Raw genomic sequence first — 24,112 nt, 5'->3', positions numbered from 1 at the left:
CATGGGCGTTCCCTCGCGCAAAAAATATTAGGCGCGGGAACTGTGCGGGGGATCAATCGGGAAAGAAGTCAGGCAAGTAGGCGATGACTGTAGGACTTATCTGTAAAAAACAGCTCACAGATAAACAGGCGCGCAAAAACGCAAACGCGGCGTGAGGAAAACCTCACGCCGCGTTTGTTCGGGCAGACACAAATGGATTTACAGTGTTGAGTCGCGAGTACTCAGCTCTTTCAATTTGAGCTCCGCCAACGGGTGTCCGGCTTTGGCCGCCATGCCCCACCAGCGGGCGGCTTCGACAGGATCCGGCGGTTTGCTCGGCGTTCCGGCCAAACTGATCACGCCGACCTGATAAGCCGCTTTGCCATCACCCGCGAGCGCGGCCAGCCGCAACAGGCGAACACCTTCTTCACGTGCACCCAGGCCGACACCACGAAAGGTCAGGATGTGCCCGTAGAAGCTTTGTGCACCAACATCGCCAAGGTTGGCCATGCGCGCAAACTGCCCTTCAAGCCAGCGCCAGCCTCGCGGTTGGCGGACAAACCACGACCAGTGAAACAGCCTGCGGGCCAGCCAGTAACTGGCCCGCGCCTTGAGTCGTAAAAACACTCAGGCCTCTGCCGATTCCGGGTACTCGTACTCGAAGACCCTGACCACTTCCGAGGCATGCCAGGAAGCCGCGGCAACGCCGTCGGATGGCCCGGAAAAACGCCCCAGACGTTCAACACATTCGAAGAAACCTGTGCGCGGCAGGCGACTGGCGCCCTGGCTGATCACCAGCGAACTGCGCAACGGTTGTTCGGCCTTGGCATCCAGCGCGGCCAGATGTTCAAGCGCGGCCGTCAGGGTTTGCATGGCCGGCGTCGGCAATTGCAACCGCTCGAGCAACGCCCGATAAGTCAGCAGATGGCGCTGGCGACGCGCCTGATCAAGTTCCCCGAGCAATCCGTCCCAATGTTGACGACTGATGCGTACGCTCACGATTCATCCCTCCACCCTGGCACCGTCAATTCCCAGGCCAGGCTGCGGCGAATCGCGGCGTCGGGCTGACGCTCGCCACTTTCGATCATGGCCAGATAAGACGGGCTGATGCCTACCGTGCGGGCCAGCGCCTCAATGGCGATGCCCTTCCCTTCGCGCAAATTGCGTAGTTGATCCAGACCTGGAAGTATCGCGTCTGGTGAGGCCGTGAGCGGCGTGGCTGCCGGACGCGACGGTGTTTCGTTGATGCCTGCTGCTTTTAGTAGAGCCTGATACTGAGCCCACGGCAGAACCGCGTATTCGGGTTCGCCATCGCGTGCAATTATCTGAATATCCATGACTACCCCGTAGGACAACAACACTTAGCGAGTCGGCACTTTTCCCTAGAAGTGTAATCCTAACAGCGGCCAAGGTCGCGGGGGGTATCTATCTGTAGGTGGGTGCTGAGAATCAGGTTTTTTTCGGCCCCTGTAATTGCAGTTGTTCGGGGGTATCCGGCAGGCGTTCGACGACTGCCAGTTTTTCCGGTTGCTGACGGTTACGCCACAGGCGAAACGCATTGAGTTCATCGTCGAGGGTTTTCATCAGCCAGGCGAGGACGGCGATGTCGTCGAACATGCCAAACACGGGAATGAAATCTGGAATCGCATCCAGCGGACTGAGGAAGTACATCAAACCCGCCACCACCGACACCAAGGCTTTGCCACTGATAGCGCGGTACTCGCCGCGCCAGTAGGCCAGGCACAATGCCTGAAGCAAGCGTAAATCGTCCTTGAGTTTACCGAGACGATTGCCTTGCGCGGCGCCTTTGCTGGCAACCGCAAACAGTAAGGTCGGTAAACGGCCACGCGCCAACAGACGGCCGGCCAAGGGCAGGAATCGAGCGAAATTCCACGGAGCTTTCATCTATTCCTCCCGTTGAAATGTTATCCACACAAATTGTGGATAACCTTGTGAACAGAGCTGCATTTCAGCGCTGAAAGCCCCGTTTCATAAGGGCTGCGCTCAGATCGGGCGTTTTTTACTCACATAAAAAACCCCAATATTTCATTGACTTGGCTGCTCAGGGCGGCTAGCGATGGCAGTCTCATTGGCTATGACTCTCCCGACCGCCATCGGTTCGCTCTGTTTACCCTTGGCAGGGTCCAGATGCAACAACGCCCCGCATAAGCGAGGCGTTGTTGTCAGACCCGTTACCGATTACTTGGCAGCAGCGGCTTCTTTAGCTGGATCCTTGATGGCCAGCAGTTCCAGGTCGAAGACCAGAACCGAGTTGGCCGGGATTGCCGGGCTTGGCGACTGAGCGCCGTAAGCCAGATCGCTAGGGATGTACAGTTTGTACTTCTCGCCAACGTGCATCAGTTGCAGACCTTCAACCCAACCCGGGATCACGCCGCTCACCGGCAGATCGATCGGGCTGCCGCGCTCGACGGAGCTGTCGAAGACGGTGCCGTTGGTCAGCTTGCCGGTGTAGTGAACGGTCACTACGTCAGTCGGCTTAGGCTGTGGGCCATCAGCTTTCTTGACGACTTCATACTGCAGGCCGGAAGCGGTGGTCGTCACACCTGCTTTCTTGCCATTTTCTTCGAGGAATTTCTTGCCGGCGGCTGCCGACTCTTCGCTCATCTTGGCCATACGCTCTTCAGCACGCTTCTGCAGCGCGGCGAAGGCTTCGACCAGTTCTTCATCTTTCAGCTTCTGTTCTTTCTTGCCGACGGCATCTTCGATGCCCTGGGCTACCGCTTTGGAGTCCAGATCATCCATGCCTTCCTGAGCCAGGCTCTTGCCCATGTTCAGGCCGATACCGTAGGAAGCTTTTTGCGCCGGGGTTTTCAGCTCTACGCTGGTCTGCGAATCACAACCCGCGAGGACCAGGCTAACCAGGGCAACCGCCGCCGCCAACCGATGCTGTTTCATGCTATTTCCTTGTTCATGCGCCGAAAGGGCAATCGAGTAAAGCCGCGAGCTTATCAGGCCGCCACGACCAATGGCTACCGGCATGAGAGCAGGAATCTTCCGATAAGTTCAGGGATTAAAACGCATTGGGGCGAAGCGACGATGAAGCTTCTGTCATCTTGTCCCGACAATGACTGGCGTCTCTGCTTACATCTTCTGGCGTAATGGCCACTTGCCGCATCGGGTCCGGCTCAGGCATAACAGCGGAACAATTCGACAAGGATGTTTAACTTGCGCCTTTTATTCCGTGTGCTGACCCTGATCATCGCGCTGCTGGGACTGGTTCTCGCCGTGGTCCTGTATTACGTCGCCAATCCGAAACTGCCCTTCTACACCCCCGCCGAGCAGGTGCATTACCTAGATCAGTGGAGTGACGAAGACCGGCAAACCTACTATTTCACGCCCCAGGGTACGCAGGTCAAAGGCCTGCGCTATGAGTGGTTCCAGGCGCTGGAACTGCCCTTCTCGGCGCAACGTTTCGCCTCGCCTGATTACCTGGCGCGTTTCGGTTTTCTGATCGACCCGCAGCAGAAAGCCACGACGACCAACCCCGGCAACCTCCCCGTCGGTTTTGCCCGACATCAGAACCCCGGCAGCACCGAACAATATCTGGACATCACTTGCGCCGCTTGCCACACCGGCGAATTGCGCTTCAAAGGTCAGGCCGTGCGAATTGACGGGGGTACCGCGCAACATGTGCTGCCGTCCAGTGTGCCTACTTTGCGCGGCGGCAGTTTCGGACAGGCATTGGTGGCAAGTCTGACCTCCACTTACTACAACCCATGGAAATTCGAACGTTTCGCCAGAACCGTACTGGGCGACGACTACGACGCGCGTCACGAGCAATTGCGCAAAGACTTCAAAACCTCACTGAATACATTCCTCAAAGTCGCCTGGAACGATACCCATCGCGGCCTCTACCCGACCGAAGAAGGCCCCGGCCGCGCCGATGCCTTCGGACGCATTGCCAACGCGACGTTTGGCGATGCGATTTCCCCCGCCAACTACCGCGTGGCCAATGCCCCGGTGGATTATCCACAGCTCTGGGATATGTGGTCATTCGACTGGGTGCAGTGGAACGGCTCGGCGCAGCAGCCGATGGCACGCAATATCGGTGAAGCGTTGGGCGTCGGCGCCACCCTGAATTTTTTCGATGACAACGGCCAGCCACTGCAGGGCGAAGCACGCTATGCCTCCAGCGTGCGTGTGCGTGATCTGCACAAAATCGAAGAAACCCTGCAAAGGCTCAAGCCACCAGCCTGGCCAGAGGATCTGTTTGGCGCCATCGACAAACCCTTGGCAACCAAGGGCCGCACGCTGTTTGTCGAGAACTGCGCCGGTTGTCACGTACCGCGCCAGACTCAGGAAGGTGAGCGCTGGGTGCAGCATTTGCACATGCTGCCAGTCGCTGTCATCGGCACCGACCCGACCGCTGCCGACAATATCGCCAACCACCGTTTCGACCTCACAGCCCTGCAGTGGGATCTGAAAGAACTCGAAAAAATGGACGTCAAGCTGCATCCGACACCCAAGGAGCCACTGGACTTGAGCCAGTTATCGGTGGCCAAGGGCTTGGCTTACGTCACCGCCTTCGTCGAAGACCGCGCCTATCGCGAAGCCAACGTCACGCCGCAGGAAAAACCACGCCTGGACGGCTTCGGCCTACCCATCGGCGTACGCGAAAAAGTCGCTTACAAGGCGCGCCCACTGGCCGGTGTCTGGGCCACCGCGCCGTTTTTGCACAACGGTTCAGTGCCGAGCATTTATCAGTTGCTGTCGCCGCAGGATGAACGCGTCACGACCTTTTTCAAAGGCACCGTTGAATACGATCCGCGACATCTGGGTTATCGCACCGAAGCGTTTACCAATGGCTTCCTGTTCGACACGCGCATCACCGGCAACCACAACAGCGGCCATGAGTTCCGCGCCGGCGAACGTGGCAACGGCGTGATTGGCCGGCTATTGCAGCCCGAAGAACGCTGGGCACTTCTTGAGTACCTGAAAGTCCTCGGCGGCCCACTGGAGGCGCAACTGCCATGATCTCAACCTTCAAGAAAGAACAGTCGCTGCTGGCCAGAATCTGGTTGTGGCTGGGTCGTGTACTGGGCAAGGTTCTGTTGATAGCGCTCGTCATCGGCCTGTTCGGCTGGGCCATCGCCACAGCATGGTTTGCCTGGCATCACCGCGGCCCGGTGTCGGCGCTGGAGCAGGTTCCGCCTGGCGAAGCGGCGATGACACAGGACGTGATCCAGACCGCCGTGCGCATCGTCGATCAGCATCGCGAAGGCACCCGTTATCTGCGCGACGCCCATGCCAAGGCCCATGGCTGCGTGAAGGCGCAGGTGCAAGTGCTGCCGGAACTGGCGCAACCGCTGCGACAGGGCGTGTTCAGTGAGCCCGGAAAAGCCTGGCAAGCGATGATTCGCCTGTCCAATGGCAATGCCTATCCACAGTTCGACAGCCTGCGCGACGCCCGGGGGATGGCGATCAAACTGCTGGACGTTTCGGGAAAACAGCTGCTCGGCAACCGCCAGTCACAGCCTGAGCAGGATTTTGTGATGTTCAGCCACCCGAACTTTTTTGTCAGCGATGTCGCCGAGTATCGTCAGAACGTGTCGGCGCAGGCTGACGGCAAAAAGGTCATGGCATTTTTTCCGGGATGGGACCCGCGCACATGGCAGGTCCGCCATTTGTTTATTGCGCTGGCAACCCTGTCACCGCCGCCGGACAGTCCGACCGCGACCACTTATTTTTCGGTATCGCCGTACAAATTTGGTGAAGCCAATGCAAAGTTTCGGGTGGCGCCGGCCCCGGACAACTGCCCGGACTACACACTGCCAAAACAGAATCATGATTTACCGAATTTCTTGCGCAGCGCCTTAAACCATCAACTGTCGACGGACCGGATACCGGCGTGTTTCGTCCTGCAGATCCAGCGTCAGGATGCCAACAAGTACATGCCGATCGAAGACACCAGCATCGAATGGCGCGAGCAGGATTCGCCGTTTGAAACCGTAGCGCGGATCACTCTGCCACCGCAGGACTTCGATACACCGGCGCTGAATCTGGCGTGTGACAATCTTTCGTTCAATCCGTGGTTCGGGCTTGAGGCGCATCGGCCGATTGGCGGGATCAACCGCTTGCGTAAAGCGGTGTATGAGGCAGTGAGCGATTATCGGCACAGCCAGAATGCCGCGCAGTAGAACGGTGTCAAAGCACCTTTGAGGACATGGAATCAATAAATCCAGGACAGCAAAAAGCCCGCACTAGGCGGGCTTTCTGTGGAATCTGGCGTTCAGTGTTCCAGATTCCGAATATGGCGCAGCGGACGGGACTCGAACCCGCGACCCCCGGCGTGACAGGCCGGTATTCTAACCGACTGAACTACCGCTGCGCGAAACGCTTGAAACGAATGGTGGGTGATGACGGGATCGAACCGCCGACATTCTGCTTGTAAGGCAGACGCTCTCCCAGCTGAGCTAATCACCCTTCGCTTCGTTACGGGACGCATTATGCCACAAGTTTTCGTAAAGTGTTGATTTAATTGAATTTTTTTTCAAATAAATCCGAAAACCAGTAAAACGACACATCTCGCGGGTACAACCTTGGAGCAGAAAAAAACCCGCCTTGGCGGGTTTTTCCGTGGTGACCTGGCGTTCAGTGGTCCAGGTTACCGAATATGGCGCAGCGGACGGGACTCGAACCCGCGACCCCCGGCGTGACAGGCCGGTATTCTAACCGACTGAACTACCGCTGCGCTAAACACTTGAAACGAATGGTGGGTGATGACGGGATCGAACCGCCGACATTCTGCTTGTAAGGCAGACGCTCTCCCAGCTGAGCTAATCACCCTTCGCTTCGGTGTGGCGCGCATTCTACGGAGCGACCCAACCTCTGGCAAGCACTTTTTTAAATAATTTTCTCAGGCCTTCCAAAGGCTTAGAGAAGGGTTGGCCTATGGGACGGCGAAGACAATAATGCCCCCCTTTGTATAAAGGAGAGACTCACCCCATGTGGTTCAAAAACCTGCTTATCTATCGCCTGACCCAAGACCTGCCTGTCGATGCCGAGGCGCTGGAAACTGCACTGGCCACCAAACTGGCGCGTCCATGTGCAAGCCAGGAGTTGACCACCTACGGTTTCGTCGCGCCGTTCGGCAAAGGCGAAGATGCTCCACTGGTGCACGTCAGCGGTGACTTCCTGCTGATTTCCGCGCGTAAAGAAGAACGCATTCTGCCGGGCAGCGTCGTGCGCGACGCGGTCAAGGAAAAGGTCGAAGAGATCGAAGCCGAACAGATGCGCAAGGTCTATAAGAAGGAACGCGATCAGATCAAGGATGAAATCATCCAGGCGTTCCTGCCGCGCGCCTTCATCCGTCGCTCGTCGACCTTTGCCGCTATCGCGCCGAAACAGGGCCTGATCCTGGTCAACTCGGCCAGCCCGAAACGTGCCGAAGACCTGCTGTCGACCCTGCGTGAAGTGATCGGCACCCTGCCCGTCCGTCCGCTGACCGTGAAAATGGCACCGACTGCGGTCATGACTGACTGGGTCACCACCCAAAAAGCCGCTGATGACTTCTATGTACTGGACGAGTGCGAACTGCGCGACACCCACGAAGATGGCGGCATCGTGCGTTGCAAGCGTCAGGACCTGACCAGCGAAGAAATCCAGCTGCACCTGAGCACTGGCAAAGTCGTCACTCAGTTGTCGCTGGCCTGGCAGGACAAACTGTCGTTCATGCTCGACGACAAGATGACGGTCAAACGTCTGAAGTTCGAAGATCTGTTGCAGGATCAGGCGGAGCAGGACGGTGGCGACGAGGCGCTGGGTCAACTGGATGCCAGCTTCACGCTGATGATGCTGACCTTCGGTGATTTCCTGCCAGCGCTGGTTGAAGCGTTGGGTGGGGAAGAGACTCCGCAGGGGATCTGATCGGTTTTTTGTGTGAACGCTTAAAAGATCGCAGCCTTCGGCAGCTCCTACAAAGGACGTGTTTTTCTGTAGGAGCTGCCGGAGGCTGCGATCTTTTTGCTGGCGACGTATGCTTAGCTTCCTAACGCTTTCACATAATAAGGATCAAGCCATGCGCGCACTGGCTGCACTCAGCCGCTTTGTCGGCAATACCTTCGCTTACTGGGTTCTGATTTTCGCGGTGATTGCGTTCCTGCAACCGGCGTGGTTCCTCGGCCTGAAAAGCGCGATCGTACCGCTGCTCGGGCTTGTCATGTTCGGCATGGGCCTGACCCTCAAACTCGACGACTTCGCTGCCGTTGCCCGCCACCCGTGGCGTGTGGCGCTGGGCGTGGTTGCACATTTCGTGATCATGCCCGGTGTGGCGTGGTTGCTCTGCCAGGTGTTTCATCTGCCGCCGGAAATCGCCGTCGGGGTTATTCTGGTTGGCTGCTGCCCGAGCGGCACCTCGTCCAACGTGATGACCTGGCTGGCCCGAGGTGATCTGGCGTTGTCGGTGGCCATTGCTGCCGTGACCACCCTCCTCGCCCCGCTGCTGACGCCGGCGCTGATCTGGCTATTGGCTTCGGCGTGGTTGCCGGTGTCGTTCATGGAGCTGTTCTGGTCAATCCTGCAAGTGGTGTTGCTGCCGATCATTCTCGGCGTGGTTGCCCAACGCTTGCTCGGCGACAAAGTGCGCCACGCAGTGGATGTGTTGCCGTTGGTGTCGGTGGTCAGCATCGTGATCATCGTCACCGCCGTGGTGGCCGCCAGCCAAGCGAAAATCGCCGAATCCGGCCTGCTGATCATGGCCGTAGTGATGTTGCACAACAGCTTCGGTTATCTGCTGGGCTACTTCACCGGACGCCTGTTCAAGCTGCCGCTGGCCCAACGCAAGTCGCTGGCACTGGAAGTGGGCATGCAGAATTCGGGATTGGGCGCCGCGTTGGCCAGTGCGCATTTTTCGCCATTGGCAGCGGTGCCGAGCGCGCTGTTCAGCGTCTGGCACAATATTTCCGGCGCCCTGCTGTCGACGTACTTCCGGCGCATGAGTGAAAAGGAAGATCGCGAGACACTGGCGCAGCAAGCGGCTGACTGACCTCGAAACTTGATCCCCGGGTTAATGCTGGTCAAACTAGCGCGCAACGCGGGGACGACCCTGCGGCTCGATCGAGTCATTAATCTGGGGACGACCCCGTCTATCGATGGAGGTCTTTCATGTCCTGGATCATTCTGTTTTTCGCCGGCCTGTTTGAAGTCGGCTGGGCCGTCGGCCTGAAATACACCGACGGTTTCACCCGCCCGCTCCCCACCGTTCTGACCGTTGCGGCCATGGCCATCAGCCTTGGCCTGCTCGGCCTTGCGATGAAGGAATTGCCGTTGGGCACCGCCTATGCGATCTGGACCGGCGTCGGTGCGGTGGGCACGGTGATTGCCGGAATCATCCTGTTTGGCGAGTCGATGGCGTTGATTCGGCTGGCCAGTGTGGCGTTGATCATTACCGGGTTGATTGGGCTTAAGGTCAGCGCTTAAGCCACTACCGCTTTCGCGAGCAGGCTCGCTCCCACAGTTGATCGTATTCCTCTGACGGAACGCGATCGAATGTGGGAGCGAGCCTGCTCGCGAAGAGGACCTTAAAATCGCCGGCTATCTAACTGCCCCGCGCAACTCCCCGACCAACCCCTGCAACTTCGCCGGCTCAGCAGCATCAACGCCCACCGGCGCTCCTGCCACCAACGTCACCCGCGACCACAATCGGTGAAAAAACCCTTTGTTCGGATCGCGACTGAAGAAACTCCCCCACAGCCCTTGCAACGCCAGCGGAATCACCGACACCGGTGTCTCTTCGAGAATCCGCGTGAGCCCGCCCCTGAACTCATTCATCTCGCCGTCCGCCGTCAACTTGCCTTCCGGGAAGATGCACACCAACTCACCGGCCTTCAAATAGTGAGCAATCCGGGTGAAAGCCTTTTCGTAGATCTGGATGTCTTCATTCCGTCCGGCAATCGGAATCGCCCCCGCCGTGCGGAAGATAAAGTTCAGCACCGGCAGGTTGTAGATCTTGTAGTACATGACAAAGCGAATCGGCCGACGCACCGCGCCACCAATCAACAACGCATCGACAAACGACACGTGGTTGCACACCAGCAATGCCGCGCCTTCATCCGGAATGGCTTCAAGGTTGCGGTGCTCGACACGGTACATGGAATGGCTGAGCAGCCAGATCATGAAGCGCATGCTGAACTCGGGGACGATTTTGAAGATGTAGGCGTTGACGCCAATATTCAGCAGCGACACCACCAGGAACAACTGCGGGATCGACAGCTTGGCCACACTCAACAGCACAATCGAGACGATGGCCGAGACCACCATAAACAGTGCGTTGAGAATGTTGTTGGCGGCAATCACCCTTGCCCGCTCGTTCTCGGCGGTGCGCGACTGGATCAAGGCATACAACGGCACGATGTAGAAACCACCGAAAATGCCGAGGCCGAGGATGTCGACCAACACCGCCCAGGTGTGCACGAAGCCCAGCACTTCAATCCAGCTGTGGCCGCTGACGCTGTCGGGAATCCCGCCGGAATGCCACCACAGCAGCAAACCGAATACGGTCAGACCGAACGAACCGAACGGCACCAGACCGATCTCGACCTTGCGCCCGGACAGCTTCTCGCAAAGCATCGAACCCAGCGCAATCCCGACCGAGAACACGGTGAGAATCAGGGTGACCACAGTCTCATCGCCGTGCATCCATTCCTTGGCGTAGGCGGGAATCTGCGTCAGGTAAATCGCCCCGACAAACCAGAACCACGAGTTGCCGACAATCGAGCGCGACACCGCTGGCGTCTGGCCCAGACCGAGCTTCAGCGTGGCCCACGATTGACTGAAGATGTTCCAGTTCAGGCGCATCTCCGGGGAGGATGCCGCCGCGCGCGGAATGCTGCGACTGGCCAGATAACCCAGCACGGCGATCCCGACGATGGCGCAGGACACCAACGGTGCATAGTGCGAAGAGGACATGATGACCCCGGCACCAATCGTCCCGGCAAGAATCGCCAGAAACGTGCCCATCTCCACCAGGCCGTTGCCGCCCACCAGCTCATCCTCGCGCAAGGCCTGCGGCAGGATGGAATACTTCACCGGCCCGAACAGCGCCGAATGGGTACCCATGGCGAAGAGCGCCACCAGCATCAGCGACAAGTGATCGAAGAGAAAACCGACCGATCCTACGGCCATGATCGCGATTTCCGCGAGCTTGATCAGACGGATCAGCGCGTCCTTGGCGAATTTTTCCCCGAACTGCCCGGCCAGTGCCGAGAACAGGAAAAACGGCAGGATAAACAGCAACGCACACAGGTTGACCCAGATCGAACGGTCACCCTCGATGGTCAGCCGATAGAGAATGGCGAGGATCAGCGACTGTTTGAACACGTTGTCGTTGAACGCGCCGAGCGACTGCGTGATGAAGAACGGCAAGAAGCGCCGGGTGCGCAGCAGGTTGAACTGTGAGGGGTGACTCATCTTCCGTGTTTCCCTGATGTTTAAGGTAGAGAGGCCTGGGTACTGCTTATTGGATTCTCGAACCGCGATCCAGGCCACACCTTACCTAAACTTTTCAGGTTATTTCTTCAAACCAGCGATGCACGGCGAGACAAACAGCTCGCCCCGCCAGGCGCCTTGCACGGTACGTTTGCCGACGATCAGCCACATCAGCGCCAGCAACATCACCAACAGCGTGCCGACGACACTGAAAAACGTCAGGTTCAGGGTGCTCGCCAGTTTCAGAGTTGCCAGCGAATACACGCCCAACGGGAAGGTGAAGCCCCACCAGCCGAGGTTGAACGGGATGCCGTCACGCAAGTAACGCACGGTGATCAGCAGCGCCATCAGCATCCACCACAGCCCGAAGCCCCACAGGGTTATCCCGGCAATAAGCCCCACACCCGAGGCGATTTCACCGATACCGGGCAGACCGTTCGCCGCGAATATCGCCGGCGCATCACCGCCCAACAGCAACATGCCCAGCGCACCGGTGCCGATCGGGCCGAGGGCCAGCCAGCTCGACGCCGCCATATTTTCGTGGGGCAGTTTGTGCAGGGCCATGCGCAGCAGCAGGATGGTCAGAATGCTGAATGCTACCGGTAGGGAAAAGGCCCAGAGCACGTAGCTCGTCGTCAGTATCACCAGTTGTGAGTGGGCATCGGTGAGATGCGGTGCGAGCAAACCACCGCTGGCCGCCGCCACCTCTGCCGCCACGACCGGCAGCAACCAGACGGCGGTCATCTGATCAATGCTGTGTTCCTGACGGGTAAACATCATGTAAGGGATCAACACGCCGCAAGCCAGCGACATGGCCACATCGATCCACCACAGCACTTCGGCGAGGTGAATCACGCCGTCACCCCAGCGCGGCAAGCCAAACACCAGAAAGCCGTTGATGATGGTCGCCAGGCCCATGGGAATCGTGCCGAAGAACATCGAAACCGTGGAGTGGCCGAAAATCCGCCGGGCCTCGTCGAAGAACAGCATCCAGCGCGCGGCGTATGCGACGGTAAACAGGCTGAATAACAGAATGTTGAACAACCACAAACCTTCGGCGATAGCGTGCAGGCCTGGAATGGCCAATGGCAGTTGCGCCAGCGCCAACGCCAGCACACCGGTGCCCATGGTCGCGGCGAACCAGTTGGGGGTGAACTGGCGAATCACTTCACGCGGGTGCTGAAGCTGGCGGAACGGTTTGATGCCGGGTTTGGCGCTGTTGGGGCAAGTCATCATGGAGTCCTCTCCTCTGGTGAGGTTGAGTCCATGGTAGAACCGAATCGAATATCTATATAACGGGTAATTTCTCTAACTGTTATCTGTTTTACCAATAAGCAGTCAGACGCTGCCTTCGCTCTCGATCACCAGAATCCGCGCTGCGCCTTGCGGATGGGCGACATGCTCGGTGCCGACACTCGCATAGAAGATGTCACCGACCTCAAGCTGCACCTGTTTTTCTTCGCCCAGATCGCGGTAATGCATCAGCACTTGGCCATCGAGCACCACAAATACTTCCTCACCATCGTTGATGTGCCATTTGTACGGCTGATCCGTCCAGTGCAGGCGCGTGGTGATGCCGTTCATGTTGGCGATGTCCAGCGCGCCCCAGGCGCGCTCGGCAGTGAAGGTCTTGCTGCGGATAATCTTCATGGGGCGATCCGTGAGAGAAGGCTGGGCAAGGCTAACCGAAATCGAGGGGGTTATGGAGCGCGGCACACTTTGGCTGCGGCTGGGCGCAGGCTGAGTAACAGCGCACCAATGGCCAACACGATCAACACCACCCCGTAACCATCGGTGGTTGCCAGCAAACCGTAGCTACGCGACAAGTGCCCGGCGAGCAACGCCGGCAGGCAGAACGCCAGATAACTGAGCACGTAATAGGCCGCCATCAATCCTGCCCGCTCATGGGGCAAGGCCAGCGGCACCAGGCTGCGCACGGCGCCGAGGAATCCCGAGCCAAAGCCGCAACCGGCCACCAGCGTGCCGAGGAAAAACAGCGACAGGCTGGCGCTGTGCACGCCCAGCAGAATCAATACCAGACCGATCGGCAGCAGGCTCGCACCCAACTGCAACGCCCGTGCGGCGGGACGATTGCGCAGCGTGAAAATCATCAATGCACCGGTCACTGTCAGGGCGGCCACGGTTGCGCCGCCGATCAGATTGGAAGTCGAACCGGTGGCGGTGCGCACCAATGACGGTGCCAACGAGGCGTAGAAACCGCCGAGCGCCCAGGTTGCCGTGTTCAGTGGCAACACGCGCCACAAGGTGGCCCGCGCTTGAATCGGCACGTGCAGTGTCGGCCGCAACGAGGCCCACGCCCCCGCTTGCGGAGTGACGCTTTCCGGTAAGCGCCAGACATAAATGCCTTGCAATACAAACAGTGCGAGCAGCAGCCAATAGGTCAGCTGCATAGGTGCCGGCGCAAACTCCGCCAGTAAACCGCACCCCATGCCGCCCAAGGCCATGCCGAGCAACGGAGCCACACTGTTGATCAGCGGCCCCTGCTGACGATCGGCGTCGAGCAATGTCGCGCTTAAAACAGCGGTGGCCATGCCGGTGGCAAACCCTTGCAGAACACGCGCGCTGATCAGCCACGCCACGCTGTCGGCGTAGATAAACAGCAACATCGCCAACGCGTTGAGCAGCACGGCGGTGAAGATCACCGGTTTGCGTCCCAGGTGATCGGAAAGCGAGCCGACAGTTAATAGCGCCACCAACAGACTGAGCGCATAGACGCCGAAGATCAGCGTCAGCATGGTTGCCGAGAAGTGCAGCTGATCCTGATACAGGTGATACAGCGGCGTTGGCGCTGTGGAGGCGGCGAGAAAACTCAGTAAAGTAATCGCCAGAAACCACAGGCTGGATCGATTGGAAGCAAGGCTGGTCATGGGCGCACTCCGCAAAAGCTAATTTTTTGCTTTTGCGGAGTGTGCTACTGCCTCGCGCTTAAAGCAAATTCTTTGTGTTAAGGTCTGCGCCATGGCTATTAAAGAAGGTTTACGCCCCGGCGGCCGCAGTGCCCGGGTGCAAGATGCAATTCATTCGGCAGTCCGTGCGCTCCTGCAAGAACAGGAGCGCTCGAGCGTGACCGTCCCGCAGATCGCCGCGCGTGCAGGCGTTACACCGTCGACGATTTACCGGCGCTGGGGTGACCTGTCGGCATTGTTGGCCGACGTCGCCCTCGCCCGCATGCGTCCGGACAGCGAACCGGCGCAAACCGGCAGCTTGCGCAGTGATATTCGTGCGTGGGCTGAGCAGTATCTCGATGAGATGAGTTCGGAGCCTGGGCGCAACATGATGCGCGACGTGCAGGCCAGTGCTACGCCGGGCTATTGCGTGACGATCATTGGCGCGCAGTTGCAGACGATCATTGAGCGGCATCCGGATGAAGTGGCTCCGAGTGTTGATCGGCTGATCAATCTGGTGGTCGCACCGGTGGTGTTCCGGATTCTGTTTTCGGCGGCGGCGCTGGAGGTGGATGAACTGCATCGGCTGATTGATATTGCGTTGCGTCAGGACTGACGCCGATATTCATGCAGGAGCTGCGGCACGCTGCGATCTTTAGATCTTGATTTTGAAAAATCAAAAGATCGCAGCCTCGTTTCACTCGACAGCTCCTACAGGGTTCGATGCCTGGCAATGTCAACGCACAACGCCTCCATTCAAACCTGCGACACCCCACCACGCCACGACCTTGGTCGACACTGACTAACCGCCCCGCGCATGCGAGACTGTCCGCCCGGGCAGGAGTGCCGGGGAGTCTTTTGTCGGGAGTGTTGCATGTCGCTGTCCACCGGGCTGATCGCCGCCGTCGCCCTGGCCTATATGGCCATCATGTTCGCCATCGCCTTCTACGGCGACCGCCGCAGCGCGCCGTTGCCGCCGCGCGTGCGTGCCTGGGTGTACAGCCTGTCGCTGGCGGTTTATTGCACCAGCTGGACGTTCTTCGGCGCTGTCGGTCAAGCCGCCGAGCAATTGTGGTCATTCCTGCCGATTTACCTCGGACCGATTCTGCTGTTGGTCGGCGCGCCGTGGGTCCTGCAGAAAATGGTGATGATCAGCAAACAGGAGAACATCACCTCCATCGCTGACTTTATCGCCGCGCGCTACGGCAAATCGCAATCGCTGGCGGTGGTCGTGGCGTTGATCTGTCTGGTCGGCGTCCTCCCCTACATCGCCCTGCAACTCAAAGGCATCGTCCTCGGCGTGAACCTGCTGATCGGCGCCGGTGCCGACGCCATGGGCACTCGCGCCCAGGACACCGCGTTGATCGTGTCGCTGGTGCTGGCGCTGTTCACCATCGTCTTCGGCACGCGTAACCTCGATGCCACCGAACACCACCGTGGCATGGTGCTGGCGATTGCTTTCGAATCGCTGGTCAAACTGTTCGCCTTTCTCGCCGTCGGCGCTTTCGTCACTTATGGCCTGTATGACGGTTTCGATGACCTGTTCAACCAGGCCATGCTCGCCCCGCGTCTCGAGGAATACTGGAAAGAAACCATCAACTGGCCGTCGATGGTGGTGCAGACCGGCGTGGCAATGATGGCGATCATCTGCCTGCCCCGGCAGTTCCACGTCACCGTGGTTGAGAACATCGACCCGCAAGATCTGCGCCTGGCCAAATGGGTATTTCCGGCCTATCTGGCCTTGGCCGCGCTGTTTGTCGTGCCGATCGCGCTCGCTGGTCAGATGCTGTTGCCACGCGATGTGCTGCCCGACTCCTTCGTGATCAGCCTGCCACTGGCGCAGGCCCATCCGGCGCTAGCCATGCTGGCGTTTATCGGTGGCGCGTCGGCGGCGACCGGCATGGTGATTGTCGCCAGTGTGGCGTTGTCGACCATGGTCTCCAACGACATGCTGTTGCCGTGGCTGCTGCGGCGCAATAACGCCGAGCGCCCGTTCGAAGTGTTCCGCCAATGGATGCTCTCGGTACGCCGCGTCAGCATCGTCGTGATTCTGTTGCTGGCCTACGTCAGCTATCGCTTGCTCGGCTCGACCGCAAGCCTGGCGACCATCGGCCAGATCGCGTTCGCCGCCGTGACTCAACTGGCGCCCGCCATGCTCGGTGCGCTGTACTGGAAACAGGCCAACCGGCGCGGCGTTTTCGCCGGTTTGGCCGCCGGTACTTTCCTGTGGTTCTACACCTTGATCCTGCCGATCGCCGCGCACAGCCTTGGCTGGTCGTTAAGCAGTTTTCCAGGGCTGGCGTGGTTGCACAGCAATCCGCTGAACCTGCCGATTACCCCGCTGACCCAAGGCGTAGTGCTGTCGCTGGCCGGCAACTTCACTCTGTTCGCCTGGGTTTCGGTGCTGTCGCGTACCCGCGTATCGGAACACTGGCAGGCCGGACGTTTCATCGGTCAGGAGATCAGTGCGCGGCCGAGCGCACGCTCGATGCTGGCGGTGCAAATCGACGACTTGCTGCAATTGGCCGCGCGTTTTGTCGGTGAGGAACGTGCGCGCCAGAGCTTCATTCGCTTCGCCTATCGCCAGGGCAAAGGCTTCAACCCCAACCAGAATGCCGACGGCGAGTGGATCGCCCATACCGAGCGCTTGCTGGCCGGTGTACTCGGCGCTTCGTCGACGCGCGCAGTGGTAAAAGCCGCCATCGAAGGTCGGGAAATGCAGTTGGAGGACGTCGTGCGCATCGCCGACGAAGCCTCCGAGGTGCTGCAGTTCAACCGTGCCTTGCTGCAGGGTGCGATCGAGAACATCACCCAAGGCATCAGCGTGGTCGACCAGTCACTGAAACTGGTGGCCTGGAACCGTCGTTATCTGGAGCTGTTCAACTACCCCGACGGCTTGATCAGCGTCGGTCGGCCGATTGCCGACATCATTCGCTACAACGCCGAGCGCGGCCTGTGCGGCCCCGGCGAAGCGGAAGTCCACGTTGCCCGCCGCTTGCACTGGATGCGTCAGGGCCGCGCGCACACCTCTGAACGGCTGTTCCCCAACGGCCGGGTGATCGAACTGATCGGCAACCCGATGCCGGGGGGCGGTTTCGTCATGAGTTTCACCGACATCACCGCGTTCCGCGAAGCCGAGCAGGCACTGACCGAAGCCAATGAAGGGCTGGAACAACGGGTCAGCGAACGCACCCAGGAGCTGTCGCAACTCAATGTCGCGCTGACTGAAGCCAAAGGCACCGCCGAAGCCGCCAACCAGTCGAAAACCCGCTTTCTCGCGGCGGTCAGCCATGACTTGATGCAACCGCTGAACGCCGCTCGGCTGTTCTCCGCCGCCCTCTCCCATCAGGACGACGGCTTGAGCAGCGAGGCGCAGAAACTGGTGCAGCACCTCGACAGCTCACTGCGTTCGGCCGAGGACCTGATCAGCGATCTGCTGGATATTTCTCGTCTGGAAAACGGCAAGATCAACCCGGACCGCAAGGCGTTTGCGGTCAATGAACTGTTTGACACGCTCGGCGCGGAATTCAAGGCACTGGCGCAGGAACAGGGTTTGAAGTTCCGGGTGCGCGGCAGCCATCTGCGTATCGACAGCGACATCAAATTGCTGCGGCGCATTTTGCAGAACTTCCTGACTAACGCTTTCCGCTACGCCAAAGGCCCGGTGCTGCTGGGCGTGCGGCGGCGCGGCGGCGAATTGTGTCTGGAGGTGTGGGATCGCGGGCCAGGGATCCCGGAAGATAAACAGCAAGTGATTTTCGAAGAGTTCAAACGCCTCGACAGTCATCAGACCCGCGCTGAAAAAGGCCTCGGCCTGGGTTTGGCAATCGCCGATGGTTTGTGCCGGGTACTCGGTCACACCTTGCGGGTGCGCTCGTGGCCGGGTCGCGGCAGTGTGTTCAGCGTCAGCGTGCCGCTTGCCCGCTCGCAGGCCCAACCGGCAAGCGCTGCAGCCGAAATGAATGGCAGGTTGCCAAGCGGCGCGCGGGTGCTATGCATCGACAATGAAGACAGCATTCTGATCGGCATGAACAGCCTGCTCAGTCGCTGGGGCTGTCAGGTGTGGACAGCGCGCAATCGCGAAGAATGTGCTGCGCTGTTAAATGACGGCGTGCGGCCGCAACTGGCGTTGGTCGACTATCACCTCGACCACGGCGATACCGGCACTGAGCTGATGGCGTGGTTGCGCACGAGCCTGGGTGAGCCGGTGCCGGGGGTAGTGATCAGCGCTGACGGGCGACCGGAGATGGTCGCCCAGGTGCATGCGGCGGGGCTGGATTATCTGCCCAAACCGGTGAAGCCGGCGGCGTTGCGGGCGTTGTTGAGTCGGTACTTGCCGCTATAGAAGCAAAAGATCGCAGCCTCCGGCAGCTCCTACATTGGTATGGCGTACATCCTGTAGGAGCTGCCGGAGGCTGCGATCTTTTGATCTTTATTCAGGAAGTTCGACGAGACCATCGACATCGGTCATCGCCCGCTCCAGCAAATCCGCCGGCAAGCTCTTGCTCGCCCGGGCGCCGAGCAATTTCAGCTGCTCACTGCGACTGACCAGATTACCGCGCCCTTCTGTCAGCTTGTTGCGCGCTGAGCTGTAGGCTTTGTCCAGTTGCTGCAGGCGGTTGCCGACCTCGTCAAGATCCTGAATGAATAGCACGAACTTGTCGTACAGCCACCCGGCGCGCTCGGCGATTTCCCGCGCGTTCTGGCTCTGGCGCTCCTGTTTCCACAGACTGTCGATCACCCGCAAAGTCGCCAGCAACGTCGTCGGGCTGACGATGACGATGTTGCGGTCGAAGGCTTCCTGAAACAGCGATGGCTCAGCCTGCAAAGCTGCCGAAAATGCGGCCTCGATCGGCACGAAGAGCAAAACGAAATCGAGGCTGTGCAGGCCTTCAAGACGTTTGTAATCCTTGCCGGCCAGGCCTTTGACGTGATTGCGCAACGACAATACATGCTGCTTGATCGCGATCTGCCCGAGGGTGTCGTCGTCGGCTGCAACGTATTGCTGATAGGCGGTGAGACTCACCTTGGAGTCCACCACCACTTGCTTGTCGCCCGGCAGATAAATGATCACGTCAGGCTGGAAGCGCTCGCCATCCGGGCCTTTGAGGTTAACTTGGGTCTGATACTCGCGGCCCTTCTCCAGACCGGCGTGTTCGAGCACGCGCTCAAGAATCAGCTCGCCCCAGTTGCCTTGGGTTTTCTGGCCTTTGAGGGCGCGGGTGAGGTTGGTGGCTTCGTCGCTCAGGCGCAGATTGAGCGCCTGCAAACGTTCCAGCTCCTTGGCCAGCGAGAAGCGCTCGCGGGCCTCGGCCTGATAACTTTCTTCCACCCGTTTTTCGAAGGACTGGATGCGCTCCTTGAGCGGATCAAGCAACTGCCCGAGCCGCTGCTGACTGGTCTCGGCAAAGCGCTGCTCACGCTCATCGAAGATCTTCCCGGCCAGTTCGGCAAACTGCGCACGCAGTTCATCGCGCGAGCCTTGCAGGTCGTTGAGGCGTTGCTGGTGGCTTTCCTGTTGCTCGCGCAGTTCGGCGTTCAGTGAAGCGGCTTGTGCGTCGAGGCGGCGCAGCTCAGCTTCCTTGTTCGCGCGTTCGAGGTTCCAGGCGTGGGAGGCATCGCGGGCGTCATCACGCTCGATCTGCAGCAGCTCGACTTCCCGGCGCAGCGCTGCCAGATCAGCCTGCTTGGCGGCGTTGGCCTGGCCGAGATCGGCAACTTCATCGCGGCTCGCGTCGAGCTGCGCGTTGAGTCCGTCCTGCGTCAGTTGCGCCATGGCCAGTCGCTCTTCGAGCAAGGCGACCTCGGCCTGGCCATTGCTCGCCCGGCGTTGCAGTTGCCAGGCCAGCGCCAGCAGTGGCAATCCCGCCCCCGCAAGCCCCAGCAATACGCTGGTCAAGTCCATCGCCATAGCCACTCCCGCCGATCTTATAAAGCCTGAAGGTTAACCAAGGTGTCAGGTCTTGGACAGCTCAGTCTTCGAGCAGACCGAGTTCCTGTTGCGCACGACGGTCACCGGCGCGAGCGGCCTGGCGCAGCAGATCCTGACCGATGCGACGATCCCGGGCGTTACCGCACTCACGGCACATCAACTGACCGAGGCGGCTTTGCGCAGCCACCACGCCTTCACGCGCCGGTTGTTTGAGCAAACACCCTGCGATGTGTTTGGCATTATGACTGTCGCTCAGGCGCGGGCTGTCGAGCAGCCATTCTGCGACGCGAACAGAAAATCGCTTGGGCGGGGTAACAGGAGAAGGTTGTGAGGTAACAGAGTCTGATACTGAGCGAAACTTCATAAAGCACTGTGGGACGAATCGGAAGGCGCGCCACTCTACTCTCTTTTTCTTACAGGTAAAGTCGAAAAACAACCCGGCACGCCCGTCCTAGAGCAAGCGCTCGGGACAATCCACAGAAGCTGTGGATAACTCAGTGGACAACCGCCCTCCAACCGTCGCAAAGCCTTATGGAATGGGGCTCGCAGTCAAACTGACGATTTTTTCACCAACAAAAAAAAGCGATGTTTTTCATTGACTTAAACTTTCGATGCAGGCAGCCAGTGGAGTCAGGATTGGTATGACAGTGCCGTTACAGCTTGCGCAACTAATGTGCACAAGTACCTGTTACCCGGTTATATCGATGCGCTTTTTCGGGTCGTTTTGCTAACCGGTCTGGGGATAAACCGGTCTGGCACGGGACTTGATGAACAAATCTTCACCGACCGACGGTCACTAGCTGCGCTAAATGCGGGCAATTCATCGCCCCCCCCAAAGCAGACTCAATCGGCGTCTGCAATGTTTTTCTACACGAAGTTTGCTTTACCCGTTTCGATCCGTTAGTATCCGCGGCGTTAGTACCAAGCTGAAAGTCAATTCCGGTCGAACACATCCCCACGGTCTGCCTTCTTCCAAGAAGCTCTACCGAAAAAAGCGGGAACGACCCCTCGATGGTTTCCAGGTAAATCTTGCGACAACACAGCCTTCCAATGACGTGAAGGGTGTTGCGAAGAACACTTACTCTGACCGAACCAACCTGCAAATTGATCAGGATCTTCACCCCGGGCCCAGAACCTTTGCCCTCGTTGTGATGCCTGCCCTCCTAAGTACCTACCTGCCAGCCCAAGCGCGCCAACTTAATAGCGCTTCAAACTGGCTGCTTTGTTCCAGTCGGGTTCTTCGTTCGACCAATGGTGGTCGACGTTACTGGAACGTTTTAACGTTGCACGGTTCTTATCCGTGTCATTTGTAGGAACACCTAATAACTATGTCTACTCAAATCCATACTCAGGATGCCATTCGCACCCTAACCAACGCTTTTGCACCAATGAACTGCCTGATCATGGCCGCTCGCAAAGGCTGCTTCAGCTTCACACTGGTCAACGAACACGGTATCGCCCGCCACAGCGAGCGTCTGTACCCCGATCAGTACTCCAGCGCTGAACCGCTGCAGGCCGTGATCGATCGTACCCGTCAGGCACTGGTTGCCTGAGAGCCGAAAAGGCTGCAAAAGCAAAAGCCCCGCACACAATGCGGGGCTTTTTATTGCCTGATGTTTCGCTTTTACCCCTCAGCGGCTAAGTACCATCGGATATAACGGATATTCCCCGCAGCGGGAAATATTTTAAAAACAGTCCTTTACGTCGCGAATATGACACTACACTTCAACTCAAGCGGTATGATCCGCTTGCGGCGAGCCTGAACCGATCCATAGCTGCCAAGCCCCCTTTCAGGACTCGCCATTAATAACAAGAACCGAGGGTGTTATGGGTATCGCTGCCAGCGAACTGTGCCGCTACGTGATCCGTCCTACGCTGATTTATCTGGGACGCCACAGCGCGACCGCCGAATCTCTCCTGCTGGGCATCGCCGCCAGCCAGTCTGCCCTGGGTTCCGCCCTCCATGACCGCCGTGGCCACGGCCTCTACCGTATCGCCGAGCATCGCCACCAGGCCCTTTGGGATGATTATCTGGCGCTCGATCCGGAACGTGCCAGCCTGGTTCGTGGCCTCGCCAGTCAGCATGCCTTCCTGACCGGTCCGCACCTGGAATTGACAGTAAATCTGCGTTACGCCACGGCCATTGCCTGGCTGCTGGTAGAAGAACAAAACCCCACACTCCCCGATTCCAGCGATTTACTGGGAATGGCGCGCATCTGGCGCCAGACCTTCCAACCCCAAGGTCGTCTGCGCGACTTCACTTACGCCTGGCACACCTGTGTTTCAACGGTGAATCAGGTCGCTTGCTGACCGTCTGGTTTCAAAAGATCTGCCAACAGGTCGCGAATCTGGTCGGATTGTCCTACAAAACCGCTCTAAATCAAGGCATACGAGCTATAGCGCTAGGGCGAAAATGTTGGTAATTTTCGCCCCGGTGATCACCAGGAGTTCTAATAATGAAAAAAGTCATGCTCAAAACCACCCTTAGCCTCGCCGTTACCCTTGCCTCCACTCAAATTTTCGCGGCCGGCTTTGCCCTCAACGAACAAAGCATCAGTGCGATGGGGACTGGTTTTGCCGGGCGATCTTCTTCTGCAGACGACGCAAGCACTGTTTATGGCAACCCTGCCGGCATGTCGCGCATCAAGCGCGAACAAGTCACCGGCGGTGTAGCCGTTGTCGATGCTCATACCGATATCAGCAACGCCAGTTCCAGCCCCAACGGCGGCAGCAACAAAGGCGACATGGTGCCCTTCACCGCTGTACCTATGGGCTTCTACGTCAAACCAATTGATGAGCACTGGGCATTCGGCCTGGGCGTGTACGTGCCGTTCGGCCTGATTACCGACTACGAAAAAGGCTTTGCCGGCCGTTACTTCGGCAGCAAGTCCGAAGTACAAGTGATCACATTCCAGCCAACTGTCAGCTACGCCTTCAACGACAAGGTATCGATCGGTTTCGGTCCGACCATCAACCGCATCGACGGCTCGCTGGAGTCCAATCTGTCGATTTCTCCGGCGTTCCCGGACGGCAAGGTCAAGATCAAGGGTGACGACACCGCGCTGGGCTACAACGTCGGCGTGCTGGTACAAGCCACTGATACCACGCGCCTGGGTCTGACTTACCACTCGAAAGTCGACTACAAGCTCGAAGGCAACACCAAGGTCAACTACGGTGTGCTCGGCGCAATCGGTCTGGGCGCCAACCAGAAATACGACGCTTCGCTGAAGATCACCACGCCTGAATCCATCGACTTCTCGGTCACCCAGGCAATCAACGATCGCTGGAACGTCTATGCCGGTACCACCTGGACCCGTTGGAGCCAGCTGGAAAAAATCACCGTCAAGAACTCCGGGGTACAGCCGCTGCTGGCCGGTCAGTTCGGTTCGATCAACGAAGACCAGAACTGGCATGACTCCTGGGCCTACGCCGTGGGTACGTCGTATCAGTTGAACAAGGAATGGGTATTGCGTACCGGCCTGACGTTCGACCAGTCGCCGACCAATAACGAAGACCGTTCGCCACGTATTCCGACTGGCGACCGCACCATCTTCAGTATCGGTGCCGGCTGGAGCCCGACCGACGACCTGACCATCGATGTCGCCTACTCGTACCTGAAGGAAGAGTCGGTCAAGATCCGCAACGAAAACAACCGTGGTCAGACCTACGATGCCAAGTATGAAAACTCGGCAAACGGTTTCGGTGTCGGCGCTACTTACCGCTTCTGATGCTGCACGGCGAGGCTAACCCCTCGCCTACAAAAAAGCCCCGCTCTCTTTGCAGAGGCGGGGCTTTTTTGATGCCTTGATTTTGCTCACCACCACAACACACTTCCCGCGTGGGGGCGAGC

General features: G+C 58.8%; 21 protein-coding genes and 4 tRNA genes. 10 read left to right on the top strand and 15 right to left on the bottom strand.

Annotation, left to right across the window (positions count from 1 at the left end; all coding sequences use genetic code 11):
- Positions 1-198 precede the first annotated feature (198 nt).
- The 5 genes from ACOYXH_RS05130 to ACOYXH_RS05110 form a co-directional block, all read right to left on the bottom strand.
- A complete protein-coding gene (locus tag ACOYXH_RS05130; protein ID WP_095051101.1) occupies positions 199-606 on the bottom strand; it encodes a tetratricopeptide repeat protein in 408 nt (135 codons plus the stop codon).
- On the bottom strand, positions 607-978 hold the full coding sequence (locus tag ACOYXH_RS05125) for a hypothetical protein (protein ID WP_003223109.1): 372 nt from the start codon (positions 976-978) through the stop codon (positions 607-609).
- Positions 975-1,316 carry a helix-turn-helix domain-containing protein gene (locus tag ACOYXH_RS05120; RefSeq protein ID WP_320414067.1) on the bottom strand — a complete coding sequence of 114 codons (342 nt, stop codon included), beginning with the start codon at positions 1,314-1,316 and terminating at the stop codon, positions 975-977. Before ACOYXH_RS05120 ends, ACOYXH_RS05125 begins: the two co-directional genes overlap by 4 nt.
- A gap of 112 nt (positions 1,317-1,428) precedes the next feature.
- Complete coding sequence (locus ACOYXH_RS05115) at positions 1,429-1,884, bottom strand: YkvA family protein (protein ID WP_320414066.1); 456 nt, start codon at positions 1,882-1,884, stop codon at positions 1,429-1,431.
- Between the two features lie 294 nt (positions 1,885-2,178).
- Complete coding sequence (locus ACOYXH_RS05110; RefSeq protein ID WP_007919751.1) at positions 2,179-2,895, bottom strand: FKBP-type peptidyl-prolyl cis-trans isomerase; 717 nt, start codon at positions 2,893-2,895, stop codon at positions 2,179-2,181.
- 270 nt (positions 2,896-3,165) lie between these two features.
- Between ACOYXH_RS05110 and ACOYXH_RS05105 the strand changes: the two genes are divergently transcribed.
- Together ACOYXH_RS05105 and ACOYXH_RS05100 are read left to right on the top strand one after the other, a co-directional pair.
- A complete protein-coding gene (locus ACOYXH_RS05105; protein WP_258709464.1) occupies positions 3,166-4,974 on the top strand; it encodes a di-heme-cytochrome C peroxidase in 1,809 nt (602 codons plus the stop codon).
- Positions 4,971-6,137: a catalase family protein gene (locus ACOYXH_RS05100; RefSeq protein ID WP_460410301.1), complete on the top strand. Its 1,167-nt coding sequence runs from the start codon at positions 4,971-4,973 to the stop codon at positions 6,135-6,137. Before ACOYXH_RS05105 ends, ACOYXH_RS05100 begins: the two co-directional genes overlap by 4 nt.
- Before the next feature lie 114 nt (positions 6,138-6,251).
- On the opposite strand, the gene ACOYXH_RS05095 is transcribed toward ACOYXH_RS05100, so the two are convergent.
- From ACOYXH_RS05095 to ACOYXH_RS05080, 4 genes are all read right to left on the bottom strand, one after another.
- Positions 6,252-6,328, bottom strand: a tRNA-Asp gene (locus tag ACOYXH_RS05095).
- 19 nt (positions 6,329-6,347) lie between these two features.
- Positions 6,348-6,423 (bottom strand) — tRNA-Val (locus tag ACOYXH_RS05090).
- Positions 6,424-6,614: 191 nt separating this feature from the next.
- Positions 6,615-6,691: transfer RNA gene (locus ACOYXH_RS05085), tRNA-Asp, on the bottom strand.
- A 19-nt stretch (positions 6,692-6,710) separates the two neighbouring features.
- Positions 6,711-6,786, bottom strand: a tRNA-Val gene (locus tag ACOYXH_RS05080).
- Positions 6,787-6,945: 159 nt separating this feature from the next.
- On the opposite strand from ACOYXH_RS05080, the gene rdgC reads away from it, so the two are divergent.
- From rdgC to sugE, 3 genes are all read left to right on the top strand, one after another.
- Positions 6,946-7,866, top strand: coding sequence for a recombination-associated protein RdgC (gene rdgC, locus ACOYXH_RS05075; RefSeq protein ID WP_064390914.1), 921 nt, complete (start codon positions 6,946-6,948; stop codon positions 7,864-7,866).
- Positions 7,867-8,017: 151 nt separating this feature from the next.
- Positions 8,018-8,983, top strand: coding sequence for a bile acid:sodium symporter family protein (locus ACOYXH_RS05070; protein ID WP_160056940.1), 966 nt, complete (start codon positions 8,018-8,020; stop codon positions 8,981-8,983).
- 119 nt (positions 8,984-9,102) lie between these two features.
- Complete coding sequence (sugE, locus tag ACOYXH_RS05065) at positions 9,103-9,417, top strand: quaternary ammonium compound efflux SMR transporter SugE (protein ID WP_003223093.1); 315 nt, start codon at positions 9,103-9,105, stop codon at positions 9,415-9,417.
- A 114-nt stretch (positions 9,418-9,531) separates the two neighbouring features.
- Here sugE and ACOYXH_RS05060 read toward each other — a convergent pair whose 3' ends face one another.
- The 4 genes from ACOYXH_RS05060 to ACOYXH_RS05045 form a co-directional block, all read right to left on the bottom strand.
- Positions 9,532-11,406, bottom strand: a complete 1,875-nt coding sequence (locus ACOYXH_RS05060; RefSeq protein ID WP_095051095.1) for an MFS transporter — start codon at positions 11,404-11,406, stop codon at positions 9,532-9,534.
- Positions 11,407-11,505: 99 nt separating this feature from the next.
- Complete coding sequence (locus ACOYXH_RS05055) at positions 11,506-12,657, bottom strand: TDT family transporter (RefSeq protein ID WP_095051102.1); 1,152 nt, start codon at positions 12,655-12,657, stop codon at positions 11,506-11,508.
- A gap of 105 nt (positions 12,658-12,762) precedes the next feature.
- Positions 12,763-13,074 carry a cupin domain-containing protein gene (locus ACOYXH_RS05050; RefSeq protein ID WP_095051094.1) on the bottom strand — a complete coding sequence of 104 codons (312 nt, stop codon included), beginning with the start codon at positions 13,072-13,074 and terminating at the stop codon, positions 12,763-12,765.
- 50 nt (positions 13,075-13,124) lie between these two features.
- Positions 13,125-14,312 (bottom strand): MFS transporter, encoded by a 1,188-nt coding sequence (locus tag ACOYXH_RS05045; RefSeq protein ID WP_460410300.1) that lies wholly within the window; start codon positions 14,310-14,312, stop codon positions 13,125-13,127.
- A gap of 91 nt (positions 14,313-14,403) precedes the next feature.
- Here ACOYXH_RS05045 and ACOYXH_RS05040 point away from each other — a divergent pair, with 91 nt between their 5' ends.
- Positions 14,404-14,946, top strand: a complete 543-nt coding sequence (locus tag ACOYXH_RS05040; protein ID WP_038364021.1) for a TetR/AcrR family transcriptional regulator — start codon at positions 14,404-14,406, stop codon at positions 14,944-14,946.
- A 258-nt stretch (positions 14,947-15,204) separates the two neighbouring features.
- Positions 15,205-18,675 (top strand): hybrid sensor histidine kinase/response regulator, encoded by a 3,471-nt coding sequence (locus ACOYXH_RS05035; protein WP_220558347.1) that lies wholly within the window; start codon positions 15,205-15,207, stop codon positions 18,673-18,675.
- Positions 18,676-18,762: 87 nt separating this feature from the next.
- Here ACOYXH_RS05035 and ACOYXH_RS05030 read toward each other — a convergent pair whose 3' ends face one another.
- Both ACOYXH_RS05030 and ACOYXH_RS05025 read right to left on the bottom strand, forming a co-directional pair.
- Entirely contained in the window at positions 18,763-20,127 is a 1,365-nt protein-coding gene (locus ACOYXH_RS05030) for a DNA recombination protein RmuC (RefSeq protein WP_177409299.1), read from the bottom strand.
- A gap of 175 nt (positions 20,128-20,302) precedes the next feature.
- Positions 20,303-20,626 carry an SEL1-like repeat protein gene (locus tag ACOYXH_RS05025; RefSeq protein ID WP_095051090.1) on the bottom strand — a complete coding sequence of 108 codons (324 nt, stop codon included), beginning with the start codon at positions 20,624-20,626 and terminating at the stop codon, positions 20,303-20,305.
- Positions 20,627-21,590: 964 nt separating this feature from the next.
- Between ACOYXH_RS05025 and ACOYXH_RS05020 the strand changes: the two genes are divergently transcribed.
- The 3 genes from ACOYXH_RS05020 (at position 21,591) to ACOYXH_RS05010 (ending at position 23,990) form a co-directional block, all read left to right on the top strand.
- Complete coding sequence (locus ACOYXH_RS05020) at positions 21,591-21,815, top strand: hypothetical protein (RefSeq protein ID WP_003214941.1); 225 nt, start codon at positions 21,591-21,593, stop codon at positions 21,813-21,815.
- A 274-nt stretch (positions 21,816-22,089) separates the two neighbouring features.
- Complete coding sequence (locus tag ACOYXH_RS05015) at positions 22,090-22,572, top strand: hypothetical protein (RefSeq protein ID WP_095051089.1); 483 nt, start codon at positions 22,090-22,092, stop codon at positions 22,570-22,572.
- Positions 22,573-22,718: 146 nt separating this feature from the next.
- Complete coding sequence (locus tag ACOYXH_RS05010; RefSeq protein ID WP_460410299.1) at positions 22,719-23,990, top strand: OmpP1/FadL family transporter; 1,272 nt, start codon at positions 22,719-22,721, stop codon at positions 23,988-23,990.
- Positions 23,991-24,112 lie beyond the last annotated feature (122 nt).

This window comes from Pseudomonas sp. Mb7 (assembly GCF_054790525.1).
Note: the sequence above shows the minus strand (reverse complement) of the source record. Positions and strands in the feature narration are given on the sequence as shown.